Source organism: Paenibacillus sp. FSL R5-0486 (assembly GCF_037975155.1).
In the GTDB taxonomy this organism is placed as follows: Bacteria; Bacillota; Bacilli; order Paenibacillales; family Paenibacillaceae; genus Paenibacillus; species Paenibacillus amylolyticus.
On the sequence record NZ_CP150237.1, the window covers coordinates 1776167 to 1790040 of the forward strand.

The 13874-nt window shown below is 41.4% G+C and carries 17 protein-coding genes; 16 read left to right on the plus strand and 1 reads right to left on the minus strand.

Translation table 11 applies throughout. From position 1 onward, the window contains the following. Window positions 1–50 precede the first annotated feature (50 nt). From MKY01_RS07890 to MKY01_RS07900, 3 genes are read left to right on the plus strand one after another with little or no spacing between them, the layout of a single operon-like run. Window positions 51–1091 (plus strand): iron-siderophore ABC transporter substrate-binding protein, encoded by a 1041-nt coding sequence (locus MKY01_RS07890; RefSeq protein ID WP_339286119.1) that lies wholly within the window; start codon window positions 51–53, stop codon window positions 1089–1091. Window position 1092: 1 nt separating this feature from the next. Next, window positions 1093–1869 carry an IucA/IucC family C-terminal-domain containing protein gene (locus MKY01_RS07895; protein ID WP_036610604.1) on the plus strand — a complete coding sequence of 259 codons (777 nt, stop codon included), beginning with the start codon at window positions 1093–1095 and terminating at the stop codon, window positions 1867–1869. Window positions 1870–1914: 45 nt separating this feature from the next. Further along, a complete protein-coding gene (locus tag MKY01_RS07900; protein WP_339286121.1) occupies window positions 1915–3636 on the plus strand; it encodes a helix-turn-helix domain-containing protein in 1722 nt (573 codons plus the stop codon). Between the two features lie 253 nt (window positions 3637–3889). Here MKY01_RS07900 and MKY01_RS07905 read toward each other — a convergent pair whose 3' ends face one another. Then, entirely contained in the window at window positions 3890–4210 is a 321-nt protein-coding gene (locus MKY01_RS07905) for a hypothetical protein (protein WP_127544067.1), read from the minus strand. A 103-nt stretch (window positions 4211–4313) separates the two neighbouring features. Here MKY01_RS07905 and MKY01_RS07910 point away from each other — a divergent pair, with 103 nt between their 5' ends. From MKY01_RS07910 to MKY01_RS07970, 13 genes are all read left to right on the plus strand, one after another. Continuing rightward, complete coding sequence (locus tag MKY01_RS07910; RefSeq protein WP_339286123.1) at window positions 4314–4808, plus strand: hypothetical protein; 495 nt, start codon at window positions 4314–4316, stop codon at window positions 4806–4808. Further along, a complete protein-coding gene (locus tag MKY01_RS07915; RefSeq protein ID WP_339287125.1) occupies window positions 4772–5701 on the plus strand; it encodes a hypothetical protein in 930 nt (309 codons plus the stop codon). Before MKY01_RS07910 ends, MKY01_RS07915 begins: the two co-directional genes overlap by 37 nt. A 1-nt stretch (window position 5702) precedes the next feature. Then, the gene (locus MKY01_RS07920) at window positions 5703–6008 is read left to right on the plus strand and encodes a WXG100 family type VII secretion target (RefSeq protein WP_339286125.1); all 306 of its coding nucleotides are present in this window, start codon (window positions 5703–5705) and stop codon (window positions 6006–6008) included. A gap of 407 nt (window positions 6009–6415) precedes the next feature. After that, the gene (locus MKY01_RS07925) at window positions 6416–7021 is read left to right on the plus strand and encodes an oxidoreductase (protein ID WP_339286127.1); all 606 of its coding nucleotides are present in this window, start codon (window positions 6416–6418) and stop codon (window positions 7019–7021) included. Between the two features lie 144 nt (window positions 7022–7165). After that, window positions 7166–7657, plus strand: a complete 492-nt coding sequence (locus MKY01_RS07930; RefSeq protein WP_339286129.1) for a GNAT family N-acetyltransferase — start codon at window positions 7166–7168, stop codon at window positions 7655–7657. A 110-nt stretch (window positions 7658–7767) separates the two neighbouring features. Beyond that, complete coding sequence (locus MKY01_RS07935) at window positions 7768–8007, plus strand: hypothetical protein (protein WP_339286130.1); 240 nt, start codon at window positions 7768–7770, stop codon at window positions 8005–8007. Continuing rightward, window positions 8004–8453: a hypothetical protein gene (locus MKY01_RS07940; protein ID WP_339286131.1), complete on the plus strand. Its 450-nt coding sequence runs from the start codon at window positions 8004–8006 to the stop codon at window positions 8451–8453. The genes MKY01_RS07935 and MKY01_RS07940 overlap by 4 nt, the downstream gene beginning before the upstream one ends. 97 nt (window positions 8454–8550) lie before the next feature. Next, window positions 8551–8781 carry a hypothetical protein gene (locus MKY01_RS07945; RefSeq protein ID WP_036669362.1) on the plus strand — a complete coding sequence of 77 codons (231 nt, stop codon included), beginning with the start codon at window positions 8551–8553 and terminating at the stop codon, window positions 8779–8781. An 81-nt stretch (window positions 8782–8862) separates the two neighbouring features. Next, the gene (locus tag MKY01_RS07950) at window positions 8863–9480 is read left to right on the plus strand and encodes an AAA family ATPase (protein ID WP_339286133.1); all 618 of its coding nucleotides are present in this window, start codon (window positions 8863–8865) and stop codon (window positions 9478–9480) included. Between the two features lie 122 nt (window positions 9481–9602). Beyond that, window positions 9603–9977 carry a hypothetical protein gene (locus MKY01_RS07955; RefSeq protein WP_282318932.1) on the plus strand — a complete coding sequence of 125 codons (375 nt, stop codon included), beginning with the start codon at window positions 9603–9605 and terminating at the stop codon, window positions 9975–9977. Between the two features lie 111 nt (window positions 9978–10088). Continuing rightward, window positions 10089–11894, plus strand: coding sequence for a serine hydrolase domain-containing protein (locus MKY01_RS07960; RefSeq protein WP_339286136.1), 1806 nt, complete (start codon window positions 10089–10091; stop codon window positions 11892–11894). A gap of 130 nt (window positions 11895–12024) precedes the next feature. Further along, window positions 12025–12336, plus strand: a complete 312-nt coding sequence (locus MKY01_RS07965) for a hypothetical protein (protein ID WP_255319670.1) — start codon at window positions 12025–12027, stop codon at window positions 12334–12336. 739 nt (window positions 12337–13075) lie between these two features. Next, complete coding sequence (locus tag MKY01_RS07970; RefSeq protein ID WP_339286139.1) at window positions 13076–13762, plus strand: hypothetical protein; 687 nt, start codon at window positions 13076–13078, stop codon at window positions 13760–13762. The last annotated feature ends 112 nt before the right edge of the window (window positions 13763–13874 follow it).

Here is a 13874-nt window from a genome sequence, read left to right on the forward strand (position 1 = left end):
GTTTCGATAATGAAAATCATTATCAGTATTATACATAAGGGGGATTCATCATGAATCAAGGAACAAAGAGGCAGGCTGCCGGAAGCAAGGCATATGCTGCTCACAAATCACGATTATTCATGGGCTTGATGTTGGCCCTTATTCTTGTCCTGACGGCTTGCGGTGCCGCAACAGGTACAGATAGCGGTAAACAATCTGGGGCAACGCCAGCGGAGACAGCTGCGAATGCGGAAACGCAGACGGACGGAGCTTTTCCCGTAACGATCACACACATGAAGGGTGAGCTGACGCTAAACGAAAAACCACAGAGAATTGCAGTCCTTGATGTTAAATTTCTGGATCAAATGTTAGCGGTTGGTGAGAAGCCAGCTGGTAGTGTTATCGCTGGAGGTAACACCGATTTTCCAGAGTACTTAGGTGATCAGCCGAGTGATGTACAGGTTCTGGGTACACGGGACGAGCCTAATCTGGAAGCGATTGTAGCCTTGGACCCGGATCTGATTATTATGACGGATTTCCAGGAGAAACAGTATGAGAGTGTAAGCAAAATTGCACCTACCCTGGTACTTGATTTTTACGAAGACTGGCGTGATACGTTAGCCACAGTTGCTAAGATTACAGACAAGCAGGACGAGGCGGAGAAAGTGCGCACAGCATTTGAAGAGAAAGTTGCTGGACTGAAGGCGAAGCTTTCAGAGAAAATGGGAGATGAAACGGTAGCTCTTATTCGTCCGCGTAAAGAAGGTATCCGTGTCCATGGCATCGAGCACCGCACAGGCGGCATTCTGTATCAGGATTTGGGCTTAAATATGCCTGAACTCGTTAAGGAAATCAAGGATGATACCTCTGTTGAAATCTCGATGGAGAAGGTTCCTGACATTGGGGCAGATCGTTATTTTGTGCTGTCGGATGAGCTGTTTGCGGCAGAGGCAGAGGCGATGGTGAGTAATCCCGTGTGGAAGTCCCTTGATGCTGTGAAAAATAACCGCACGTATGACGTTAACTCAACATTGTGGATTGCATATTACGGACCTCTTGCGATTAATCTTATTGTAGATCAGGCATCGGAAGCCCTGCTCGGATCGAATTAATATGAACCCATATCTCTCGACAGACTTATGGAAAGAGACAGTGGAGGATTATTCGATCTTGCTTGGTGAGCCACCTGAACATAGTGTCCGTACCATTGCTCTAAGTGAGTTGCATGACGAAGCGGCATGCCGAGAGTACATCAGTTGGTTTCAGGAGTACATCGATGCGCCTGACATGAAGGTTGCCGCTTCGATGTTAGCTAAACGGATCGGTTATCTGTGGACGGCTCCGCTGGTGACCGCGATGACTTTTCATCATCAGCATGTTTCGTTTCAGCTGGAGAACAGCTTTCTCTATCATCCGGCGCTCTCAGATCATGAGGGCGGCACACGATTTCCTTTTCTAGCGGTGAATGGACTTCAGGCTGAAGGACTAACGGGAGACAGGGCAGTGTGGCGGGAAAAGGTGGTCGAGGAGATGTTTGCAGTACAACTTACACCGCTGTTAAAGACGCTTGCTGCGATTGCGCCACTTTCGATGAGTATTCTCTGGGAGAATATCATGGTACGTATCGGCCGACTATTCGCTCCTGATGAAGCCGAGACTGAGCAGGAAAGTAAGATCATTCGTGAGGACTTTTCATATCTGACGCAGGTGGCATCCGGGGAAGTGTTTGGTGAGAGGAAGAATCCGTTAACCCGCTTCACCGATTGTAAGGACAATGTGCATGTTGCCAAAAGCGAGCGAATTACCTGTTGTTTCTATTACCAGATGTCAGGCGAATATTGTCTCAAATGTCCGAAAATTGACAATGAGAAAGAATCTCAACTAAAATGACAACAGCAACAAATTTACCTTTGCTATTGTCAGGAGATGAGAAAAATGCCGTTGCAAGAACAGACAAGTCTATGGAGTGATACGGCGATCAAGATGCTTGACGGGTATAGCGGTACTTTGCAGACAGGCAGCGTTTTACACGAAACGGATTTAACTTCAAATGTGCTGCTGCTGGCATATGGAGGGGAAGGGGAGCTTGCAATGGATGGCGAGGGTTGCCACATTGGAGCTTCTTTTGCCTGTCATGTGGTGAAGGGATCATCCTTTACGCTGACGGCCAGATCAGAGGACATTCATTATATTGTCATTATGTACAAGGCTTCTTCCATAGAGGGTGCCTCTCTTGTTGTACCTTCATATCGCAAGCATCCGTTGCGCAGGTCATTTGTTCAAAACTCGGCAACCCACGCGGAATGGATCGAAAACGCCGAAAAAATCGTTGCTAAATGGCGCCGCGGTGAAGGACTGGAACGTTTTTATGCCAACGCTTTGCTCCAAGGAATGATCTACGAGCTGATCATGGAGTATGAACGTGGTCAAGGGGGAGCGGAGTCCGACATGGTGGATGTAGTCGCTTCTTATATCACATCGCACTATCGTCAAAACTTGGAGCTAAAAGAGCTGGCAGCCCTGGCGGGCTGTAGTGTAAGACAGCTGCAGCGACGATTCAAACAAGAGAAGCAGCTTGGACCGATGGAATACGTCATTCAGCTACGTATGGAAAGTGCCTCACGCATGCTGCGTCATACGGATGCGTCCATCGGTGAAATTGCGGACAAAATGGGCTATCGCGATATGTATTATTTCAGCAGAGCATTTAAAAAATATAATGGCGTTCCACCGCTAAACTACCGGCATGCCGCCGCTTCGAGAAGAGATGCAGACTATGCAAATGCTTTGCTGCAAAATCGCACAGCTTCTTCCTATGAATCAGCAGAAGGCCCGGTCATCTGCCATATGCGCGGGGAGTACACCGTCACCGAAATACCACAGCGTATCGCTGTCCTCGATGTGCAATATGCTGATCATTTGCTTGCACTGGGCTTGCCTCCGGTAGGAAGTGTCGGACTAGGAAGTACCGTGTTAACGTTCCCTCAATTACTCCGGTCAGGACTCCAGCATACAGCATTACTTGGTACGTATGAATACCCCGATCTCCAGGCGGTAGAGCGACTTGCGCCGGATCTGATTATTTGCACCGAGGTGCATGATCAGCATCATGAATGGTTAAGCCAGAACGCTCCAGTGCTCATGTTCAAGCGTAATGAAAACTGGCAGACCATCCTGAGTCTATTCGGTGAACTGACAGGCAAGCGAGCAGAGGCCAAGCAGATTATCGCGGATTATCATCGCCGAACAGCTTTGCTATCCGAGGAATTGTCCTCTGTACTGGCAGGAAAAAGTGTGGCATTGATTCGTCCACTGGATTCCCTCGTGCGCGTCCATTCTGCTGCTCATCGCACAGGCGCTGTGTTGTACCGGGATCTGGGTTTGCCCGTTCCGTTATTTGTGGCAGATACCACCGACACGGCCTATCATATCTCGGTTGAGAGATTACCGGCAGTACAAGCTAGCCACTACTTTTTGCTGAGTAATGAGTTTATGCAGGATGGGATATCTGCGACAGAGCAACGTGTCTGGGGGATGCTCGATATGGATGAACGCCAGCACATACACTCGGTCGATGCCGCAACATGGATTGGTTGTTATGGGCCAACAGGTATTAATGGGATAGTGGATCAGATTGAACAGGCGTTGTTGGGATGAGAGGGAGTTCTGATGTGACTCCCTCTATTTCTGTATATTCAGAATTCATCGAATTAGTGGATAACTTCTTTAAACAGAGGTGTATCTTAACTTAAGAACACAATCATTCTATTATGTAGGTCGCAGTTGTTTCTTCATTTTATTGTTACGGAGAACGTTGACAGAAGTAATTGACGAAAGATACAATCCATATATTCCCTATAGTTTCAAATTGTTTATATAGATTGATCGTTTTAAAAATAACTTCAACTCTCTATTTGGAATTTGATTTTTTGGATATACCTTCAGGAAGCGATAGTGTCTTAATACTTAAAGGATCGTAGTTCACGAAAACAAATACCTTCTTTTTCTTATCGCCTTCAATGTAGCCATGGAGGCCTAACGACTTGGCTAGATCGGGAGGAGAGAATTTATACTCCGTAAAACGAACGGCTACACCGTATTTTTCAAGAACATAATTTGCAGCGAACTTCTCGGCGGAGGATACAATCATCTTTTCCTCTTCGGAGGCACATGCTCCGAGTAAGAGAGATGAGATGATTAAGAGTACGAATAGGAAGAAAGGTTTTCTCAAAAGGGACACCTCTACTTTCATAGACTGGTATTAATATACTATAAAGATTGAAATATCACTAGTTTACATAATCATATCGAAATGTTCAATTCAGGAGGTATTTATGCGGAACGATTACATTAGCGATGAGTTGTATAAGGAAATATCTGATCTTGCCTACCAGGACAACGTGACTGCCGGAGCACCGCTTACAGAAGAGGGAGATTATGCACAATGGAAGGTCATTGAACCTGAAGGTGCCGAGCTCCACAATAAAGTGTCGGGTTTCGATTCCGTCATCCTCCACAACAATCAGACGAATCAGATTGTCATCGGTTACCGCGGAACAGAGCCAGGTGGGAGCTGGCTTGGGAGAGCAGCCGATTACGAAACAGACGTGTTCGATGTTTTAGGTGGACGCACCAGAGAACTGGAGGATGCCGTAACTGACCTAATCATCATAACATTTTCAAGAAAAGTTTTATTCAATCCATTAAGGACGATATCAATTGGGAGAACAATCAATTTCATCAGGCGGAAGTACTTTATGAACAAGTCAAAGCAAAATATCCTGACGCAAGTATCTCTCTTACGGGACATTCGCTTGGAGGTGGTTTAGCACAATATGTGGCAGCACGACAGGATTTGTCGGCCATGACATACAGTGCTCCGAGTGTAACCAATCTGCTGGACGATGCAAGCTTGGCGAAAGTGAACGAAGGTTATTATGATAAAAAAGTGGTAAACATCGTTCAGCCAAACGATTCAGTAGGTGCAGGAGGACTTTTTGAATATGACAGACATGTTGGCAGCACGTACTACAAAGGCCAGGATTTTGACTCGGCCAATGCGATGTACCAAAACTGGAGGCTGCAATTCCAGCTCATGGTACCGATTCGTCCGATGGGGCCCAGCGGCCCGTTAGTCACATACAATTTCCCAATTGATATCGATCTGGACAAGTTTCAGGTCGGTAATATTGTTCGATTGATGGACTCGTTTTCCAAAAAAGAAGGCAAAGGATATCACTCGATGAACCAGTATCAGTTTGATGAACAGGGAAACTTGGTTGGTCCACTTATCGATCGCGCCACGGGGAAACAAATTGACATCTCACCACGCTGGAATGCTTATCAGGAATCACGGATGGCTTTGTCAAAACTCGTTGGCGGGTTTGTGGCTCCCTTGATTGCGGCTGTATCCAATGGAAAGTCAGGTCAAGGTGGTGGGACAATCCGACTAACGCCGGAGGAATTGGCACAGGCAGCCAAGGAAATGCGCTTTAGTCTGAGCGGGTTTTCCAATGATGCACAAGCTTCCATCCGAATGTTCAAGGCTTATACTTCCACAAGTGAAAGCCATTCCTTCACGTCAATCGCGTACGAAGCTACGGCGACACTGGAACGAATTAACCGTTGGTATCAGGAATCCATCAGCGAGATTGCTGAGTACATTGAACGCAAGCACGAAGATTTCGTTCAAGCAGACCAGTTCTTAACGGGAGGTAATTGACATGGGAAGAATATCGGTATCTTTATCCGATCTGAGAAGAGCCGTTCAGCAATGTGAGCAGTTGCAGGAGCGCTTAGTGCAGCAGGAGCAGAAGATGCGTTCAATACATAGTAGACTGGAGCAAGATTGGGCAGGAAATGCTGCCACAACGCTAGGATTCAAAATGCAATCTTTCCTGAACGGGACATCCAGCCGAATGGATGAATTGGAGGCGCATAAAGAAGCAATGCGACGATACATTCACAGAATGGAGGAAGCTGACCGTGAGGACTTCAGAGACCGGAGGGAGCACAGCTTGCTGAGCTGAGATATTCGAACAGTGGTATGCAGATTCTGCAGCAACAAAGATCGGCACAGGGTTGTAATGTAGAAAGCCTGAATATCAATCCACGAAGTTATGACATTCAGATGATGTGTCGAAGCGATACGCTCTACCTTTTTTAAAGTTGATAGGCTCCAAAGTATCGGAAGGTCGTCGGATTCCCTATGGGATGAAGAAGGACCTTTTTGTTTTATTACTATAACGAAAGGTTCGACTGCATACTCGCGTCCTGTAAAACCCTGCATATATTCAGCGTATTCAAAGCCCATTGGATCGTATAGATAAGGATTTGAGAAAACTAATAAATCTCCCTTATTAGCCAATTCACCTTCGCAATTGTAACAATATGGGTTATCATATACGTAGTTCAGGCACTAGGAGGAGGTAATTCAATGAAAAAAAATATAGCAATAATCATACTAATGGTTGGATTGGTAATAAGCATGTACTTCAACTATCAATTCAAAGCGTACAAAGATAATCAAGAAGTTGAATACACGGTTAAACTAAATCATGGAACTCAAATGGGTATAAAAGAATCAATCTTTAATTTAGATAATGTGATAAAAAGCTTAGAGGACGGCTCTTCCAAGGAAACAGTCATACATGCCTTAGGAAATGTGGCGGTGTCTTTGAAAGTTGGCGAAGAATCATTCGTGTTCTTGAAATCCGACTTCAGGGAAGATCAATTATCATCAACTTATTTAATCTATAATGTGTTTAGAGATATGTATACGTATATAAGAGTAGAAATCATAGACCAAATTTTATCGAATAAGATATCGCTAGAAAAAGAATCGAGAAAACAACTGATTAAGGATATTGGAGTGCTTAAACAAGATTTGGAGTATATCGATAGTCAATTTAACGAGGATATTCTGAAAGAACAAAGTCCTAAGTGGATTGAAAACAAATGGAAACAGTTAATTGGAGAGATTGTAAATCGAAATACGGATTATAAGTTATATGAAAGAATGAAAATGAAATACAATCTATAATGAGTTCGTGAGAGACTATGGATATAGGCGGGTAACCCCGCACCAACTAACTGTGCTCATGCAGCCGCACCCTTTCGGGTGCTTTTAAGCCGGTGGTGGGTTAGCATCTACAAAACGACATCAAACCATAAGGAGGCCAATTTCGTGATTAGATTGTGTAAAAGCATGGATATGGATGTAATGTATCAGATTATTAATGATGCAGCAAAGGCATACAAAGGAGTAATTCCTGACGATAGGTATCATGAACCTTATATGACATTGGAAGAGCTAAAGTGCGAAATGAACGATGGTGTAGTATTTTGGGGGTTTGAAGAAAAAAATCTATTATTAGGAGTTATGGGAATTCAAGATAAGGGTGATGTATGTTTAATTAGACACGCATATGTACGAACAAACCAACGGAATAGCGGAATAGGTACGAAGCTTTTATCTCATATGGTGGCTTTAACAAATAAACCGATCTTAATAGGGACATGGGACTCAGCTGAATGGGCTAAGAAATTTTACTTAAAGAATGGTTTTAAAATGGTATCACCTGATGAGAAGAAAAAGCTATTAAATACCTATTGGAATGTTCCAGAAAGACAAATTGAGACCTCTGTAGTCTTATGCGATAGCAAGAGGGCCACTTGACAAAATTTCAGAATATACAAGTTGAAATTAAATTAGAATTGGTTTCGTATAATATCATATTCCCGCGGAGGGGCTTGTGCCCCTTGATCTGCCCGTAATATTTCTGTGAAATGGATAAGCAGTTACATCCATTCCCTAAGATAAGGCTATCTAAAGGGGGGCGTCGTGATGCTGGTACATTCCAGAAATTAATAAATCAAAACGAACCTATATTTGAAAGCAAACAGCTAGACAATGTCTATTTAAAAGGACTTAGTGAATATTCACAGATTAGACTAGCGATTGCACTTGAACTTGCAAATAGGGATCTTCAAGATGAAGAGAAAAAATTAAAGGAGTTTCCGAATTGAAGAATCAAAAGCGTTCAATAATTTTGTTATTTCTTTTAATATTACTAGCCCTAACTGGTTGTAGTTCAAACAGTGTAAAGACGGATGAAACTGTTGAGAATGGGTTGAACATAAACTCGATATCAATTGGACTGGGAGGGAGCGAAGGAGATGAAGGTATTACAGTTGTAACATATCATTTCAATCTATGGAATAGGACCAATAAATCAATAACGCTAAAAACAGTTGAACCAATTATAAGTAATGAGATTCAGGAGCGATTAATCGATAGAGACATTAGATTGGACATAAATAAGAAAGTTGATGGTAATACTTCGGAAGCACTGACAGGTACTTTTAAATTAGATACAAAAGGGCTTGATAAAGAAGGAATAATCAAGTTAAACATTAATGTTAAAGAATTTAATATAGCATTTGAACAAGTCATAGGAATAAACGAACCTTAAGGCTCATCAATATCGGATAACAAAGTGTTTATGATGTGTGACAGGTATCCTTTTTGCTGAAAATAGTGGTGTTTTTCTTAAAGGAGGATCTTAAATAATGAGAAAACGACATTCTATTGAAAAAGCGGAGTGGTCAGAAACAAGAGAGAACCAGTATCACAAAGACTGCAAGAATATTGTATTTTCATTTGGCGATAGACTCATTGAAGAGGGTGGCACGGTTTATTTGAAACGAAAAGAAGTCGAGATTAAGGTAATAAAACCTCTTAAAAGAAAAACATTCTGGTATGAAACTTGGCTGAAGATCAAAGAAATCTACAGTACATAGTCTAATGAAATTCAACATGATCGCTTAAGAGCCAGTGAAGGTTGATTAATCATTTTGTGAGTAATATTTGGAGGTAATTGAATGACGATAATTTGTCTCGAAGGTGCCAGTTCTGTAGGTAAAAGTACCACTTGTCAGCAGTTCGCTACACAATATGATGCATTTATTGTTCCAGAAACAGGGCTTCTTTTTGAATCTCCTCAACTTGACGGTAAGGAACTTATGATGTGGTTGCTGGAGAGACAAATCGATAGATGGCATATAGCATATGAGAAGAATCAACAACATGAGTATGTGATTTTGGATGGCGATGTATTTAAGATTTGGTACAGCTGGATATATGGTTATGAGCACCTATCTTTAGATGAAACAGCAAACTTCTTTAGAGAGAAGTTATTGAAGAATGAAATATCATTACCGGATGCTTATGTACTGTTCTGGGCTGAAGAAGATGAGCTGCGCAAGCGAAAGGAGATGGATCAGACAAGATCCAGAAGAAATTTTGATAAACATCTGCGCATGATTGAACCTCAAATGAGATACTTCCATTATCTTAATGAACTGGTACCAGGATATGTAGGGATTCATAAAGCAGAGACTGTAGCAGATAATATACATCATATTGTAAAGCATAGCGAGACATTACCGGACATAAAAAAACGAGAGATCGAAATCTTTGATAGAGTAATTGATTTTTAAAAGAGTACTACTCCTTAATCTTAGTGTGGCTTTTGATATCAGATCTCAAAGCTATTCTAGCTGTGTCTTGGATAACTGACCAAATACTGCGATCAAAGAAAAAGAAATATATGAGGTGGGTTATGGGCGTAAGAAAAAAATATAAACGTAAAATCATTCGCTCTAATCGATTATTTTATTGGTATGTTGAACCGGATATTGACGATGAAGGAATAATCAAGTTACATATCGTTTCTGAGGATAAGAAGTTAATCGTCACTTATGAAGTGGGACAACACAGTATTAAGAACAAGCCCCCATTTATAGTCATCATCGGAGAAGAATTTGAAGGCTGGACAACAGAATATATAGGATACAGAAGAGTATTAACACCGCAATGGAGCGATGAGATCATCACGCCAAAATGGATAGGTGAAATCATTGATTGGTGTCTCTTGAAAGATAAAGAAATAAACATTGTTAATTGGAAAGGTGAGATTCTTCGGCCTCTCTCCTAGATGGATTGTAATTGCATTTGAAAAAAATTTGGAGTCATATGGACTCTTTTGAAAACGCATACGTGAAAACAAGAGAATCAATTAATATTTAATATAAAAGGAGAGAAGCTAATGCAGATGAATCGTGGACATCACACGGCTAACAAAGTAATCGCTTGTGTTCTGTCATTCATATTTATCATTATGGCAATAGCAGTACCTGCCCACGCTGAGGAGAAACAGGTTGAGACTACACCATCCAGGATTCCGTTATCCAAGTTAGAGGAAACGATTGATGCTTATGTTGCCTCCTATGAGAAGTATACCGCTGCCGTTTCGGTTGTGGCTATCAAAGACGGTGAAACCATTGTGAATAAGGCATATGGTTACGCAGATATTGAGAATCAGCGAAAGGCGGATACCTCTACTGTTTTTGAATGGGCTTCGATCTCTAAACTGTTGGTCTATACGAGTGTGATGCAGCTTGTCGAACAAGGAAAGCTTGATTTGGAGACGGATATCAGAGAATATCTGCCAGAGGGATTTTTCAAAAAGCTGAGGTACGATGATCCGATTACCCTAATGAACCTGATGCATCATAATGCGGGTTGGGAAGATCAAACAGCGGCCGAGGTGTTTTATTACTCCGAGGATGAAACGTTAGAATTAGGAGAAACGCTGCGTAAAAATGAGCCGAAACAGATCTATAAACCGAATAGCATCGTGGGTTATTCAAACTATGGCGTTGGTCTAGCCGGTTACATCGTGGAAGAGATAAGTGGCCAACCTTTTTATGAATATGTCGATCAACATATATTTAAACCGCTTCATATGAATGACACTTCAATTCATCCAACGGGGCAAGATCATCCATACCTAGTACAAAGAAGGAATGAGGTTGAAGGGTATACAAAAAATTTGAAATTGATCCCTGAGAACAGAGTATACTTAACATTTTATCCTGCTGGGGCAGCGATTGGGCCAGCAGAAGATTTAGGAAAATTCCTTGCAGCGTTGATGCCTGTGGATGATAGCAATGTATTATTTAAGAACAGGGATACGTTAAACGAAATGTTGTCAACAAGTCTATATTATGAAGGTACTTCTACTCCGCGATTTGCGCATGGGTTCGTTGAGATGGAATACTGGGTGCCTACACTGATGCACGAGGGGAATTTGAAAGGATTCTCCAGCAAACTTGTCTTTGATCCCGCATCTAAATTTGGGATGGTCGTCATGACAAACCAGTCTTTTGAGGAAATTTATTATTATGGACTTATCAAAGAAATTTTTGGCGATAACGTCAATTCTAATATTATTACTTCCGATGGGGGAGGATATTTTCAATCCGCACGACGCGCAGCCTCTAAATTTACTAATTTATTTACTGCCCTTGATATAAAGAAATTCACAAAAGCTGAATTAAGTAGTTCTTATAACGTTGTCGAGCATAATGGTGTTGTTGAGAAAATTTCCTTTACTCCTTACATTGATTATTTGCCTGTATCGAATGTAAAGGTGAACTTACTTAAGATATCTCTTATTCCTGTTGCGCTAGCCATCATTTTCAGTTTAATTGCTTTGATCGGCTATTTAATCCGGATGCTTATTAACAAGCTATATAAACGAGGAAATCCTACCACCAATTTTAATAAATATCATCTTGCAATTAACTTTGCTGGTGTGGTACTCCTTCTTAATCTTTTCATCCTACAGACGAAGTTGAGGTTTCCAAATTATCCTGAGTATTCTTCGTTGCGCATCAATATAATGTTTAACCTACTATATGTTGTTCTAGCAGTGGCGTATCTTGGCTTGCTTATGTACAAACTGCGTAAGAACAGTTATAGCAAAAAGCAAAAGGTGATGTACATCATGACTGGCATCTCGGCGTTCATCTTGGTTGCTTTTATTGTGGGATGGAATTTGTATGTTTAGAAGGGCAGAGGCTAAATGGGGAACTTAAGCATTATTGATAGATGCCATGGTTAGACTTCGTAATGCCAATCTCAGGGTAAGAGATGTCAAAGGCGAGCTATTCATAGATCAGAGATAAGGTGGTCACAGAATGGAAGCTAAAATGCTGTTTGGCGTTGGCTTAGTCTTCGATACACCGGAATTCGGAACCATCGTTATGGGGGCCAATGAAGAGTTGGATGAACTACTTCCTTCAACAATCCAAGAGATGATCGGTGACCAGATTATCATCAAAAAAACGGATGGGAAAGAGCAAGTATTTGAAGTTGTTTCTACTCAAATTAACCATTCTATTGCTGGCAAGAAGAATATCGGTTTATGTTTGGGAAAAGGGATCTCCCCAAACAAAATACCAGCTGGTTCAATCGTCTACTGTTATCCATCAGGACAAATTGATCAGTAGTGTATGCTTTGGTGAAGTTACATGGAGTAGAGGTTTGCTATTGAACTTGCTATGCTCATCGCTACTTTTACAACATCATAAATGTTCCAAAGCATCGGAAGGTCGTCGGATTCCCTATGGGATGAAGAAGGGCCTTTTTGTTTTATTACTATAACGAAAGGTTCGACTGCATACTCGCGTCCTGTACAACCCTGCATATATTCAGCGTATTCAGAGCCCATTGGATCGATTGGATAAGGGTTTGAGAAAACTAATAAATCTCCCTTATTCGCCAATTACCTTTCGCAATTGTAACAATATGGGTTATCATATACGTAGTTCAGGCACTAGTAGGAGGGGATTCAATGAAAAAAAATATAGCAATAATCATACTAATGGTTGGATTGGTAATAAGCATGTACTTCAACTATCAATTCAAAGCGTACAAAGATAATCAAGAAGTTGAATACACGGTTAAACTAAATCATGGAACTCAAATGGGTATAAAAGAATCAATCTTTAATTAGATAATGTGATAAAAAGCTTAGAGGACGGCTCTTCGAAGGAAACAGTCACAGGTAACCCTGCACGACCTGACCGCATTGCGGCAAGTCGCTGCACGCTTTAAGGTAGTGAGGGTTTGTAGAGACACGAACATTTTAAAAAACTCTCTATAAAACTCTTTTGGGGAACTGATGAAAAGTATTAAAAAACTTGGAGTATGCTAACCGTTAAGTGAAAGACTATAAGGAGGGACATAATGAAGCTTTTTCGTGGAAAAGAAGCCTTAATTCAAGGAACTGATCTTGTAAAACCTTCATTATATACGCCTCTTGGAACAATTGAACTCTCTCTTGTTATCTCCAGCGAATGTTATCTTCCTACTCACTGTTCTCAGCTCAAACATGGCGGATTGCTCTACCAATATTACTACGACTCGTTTGATTGCGAGTTAGTGCTCTGTAATCTGAACCACAATCTTTCTTCACCTCAGGAAGTAGACGAATGCTGGGGAGCCGTATTTAGAATCAAACCCAATGCATATCATCAGATAAGCACTTGTAGCTTTTCTGCTTTGTGGAAAGAGGGATACAGCTGGGAAGATTACGGATCTGACACGGGAGAAAATCTTGAAGCTGTCGAATATGAGAATGAACAGTACCGTTTACATATAGGAACCCAAGAAGAACCACTGATAATGGGAAAAAGAAAACAAGGTGATAGGACTCCTAAATCTCTTGCTTTGAACTCTGCTTTTGAGAAGTGTAGTTTTGTCTTACATTCTGATCAAGGCATTGAAGTATCTATGACAGAGATTAATTCCCACCAGATATGCCAAGTACATTTTTTAATAGCTTGGAAGAGAAAAATAGAAGAGGATATTTCTACTTGGTTAGCTGTAGACCAGACTACGAAAGAAATCTTAAAGGGAGAAGATATTTGGTAAGATCGCTCGGATTAAACATAGTCTATCGCATTATTACGTTCCGTGCGTTCGTCCTGAATACTAGCAGTCGCTAGGATCTTGAATACAAGGAACGTTTGATCAATACCTACCA

What these genes read in the sequence shown, in the direction of transcription:
- MKY01_RS07955 (WP_282318932.1), top strand. Translation starts at nt 9,603, where the DNA reads ATGGGCGTAAGAAAAAAATATAAACGTAAAATCATTCGCTCTAATCGA.
- MKY01_RS07910 (WP_339286123.1), top strand. Translation starts at nt 4,314, where the DNA reads ATGCGGAACGATTACATTAGCGATGAGTTGTATAAGGAAATATCTGAT.
- MKY01_RS07925 (WP_339286127.1), top strand. Translation starts at nt 6,416, where the DNA reads ATGAAAAAAAATATAGCAATAATCATACTAATGGTTGGATTGGTAATA.
- MKY01_RS07950 (WP_339286133.1), top strand. Translation starts at nt 8,863, where the DNA reads ATGACGATAATTTGTCTCGAAGGTGCCAGTTCTGTAGGTAAAAGTACC.
- MKY01_RS07960 (WP_339286136.1), top strand. Translation starts at nt 10,089, where the DNA reads ATGCAGATGAATCGTGGACATCACACGGCTAACAAAGTAATCGCTTGT.
- MKY01_RS07895 (WP_036610604.1), top strand. Translation starts at nt 1,093, where the DNA reads ATGAACCCATATCTCTCGACAGACTTATGGAAAGAGACAGTGGAGGAT.
- MKY01_RS07945 (WP_036669362.1), top strand. Translation starts at nt 8,551, where the DNA reads ATGAGAAAACGACATTCTATTGAAAAAGCGGAGTGGTCAGAAACAAGA.
- MKY01_RS07965 (WP_255319670.1), top strand. Translation starts at nt 12,025, where the DNA reads ATGGAAGCTAAAATGCTGTTTGGCGTTGGCTTAGTCTTCGATACACCG.
- MKY01_RS07900 (WP_339286121.1), top strand. Translation starts at nt 1,915, where the DNA reads ATGCCGTTGCAAGAACAGACAAGTCTATGGAGTGATACGGCGATCAAG.
- MKY01_RS07970 (WP_339286139.1), top strand. Translation starts at nt 13,076, where the DNA reads ATGAAGCTTTTTCGTGGAAAAGAAGCCTTAATTCAAGGAACTGATCTT.
- MKY01_RS07920 (WP_339286125.1), top strand. Translation starts at nt 5,703, where the DNA reads ATGGGAAGAATATCGGTATCTTTATCCGATCTGAGAAGAGCCGTTCAG.
- MKY01_RS07890 (WP_339286119.1), top strand. Translation starts at nt 51, where the DNA reads ATGAATCAAGGAACAAAGAGGCAGGCTGCCGGAAGCAAGGCATATGCT.
- MKY01_RS07935 (WP_339286130.1), top strand. Translation starts at nt 7,768, where the DNA reads ATGGATAAGCAGTTACATCCATTCCCTAAGATAAGGCTATCTAAAGGG.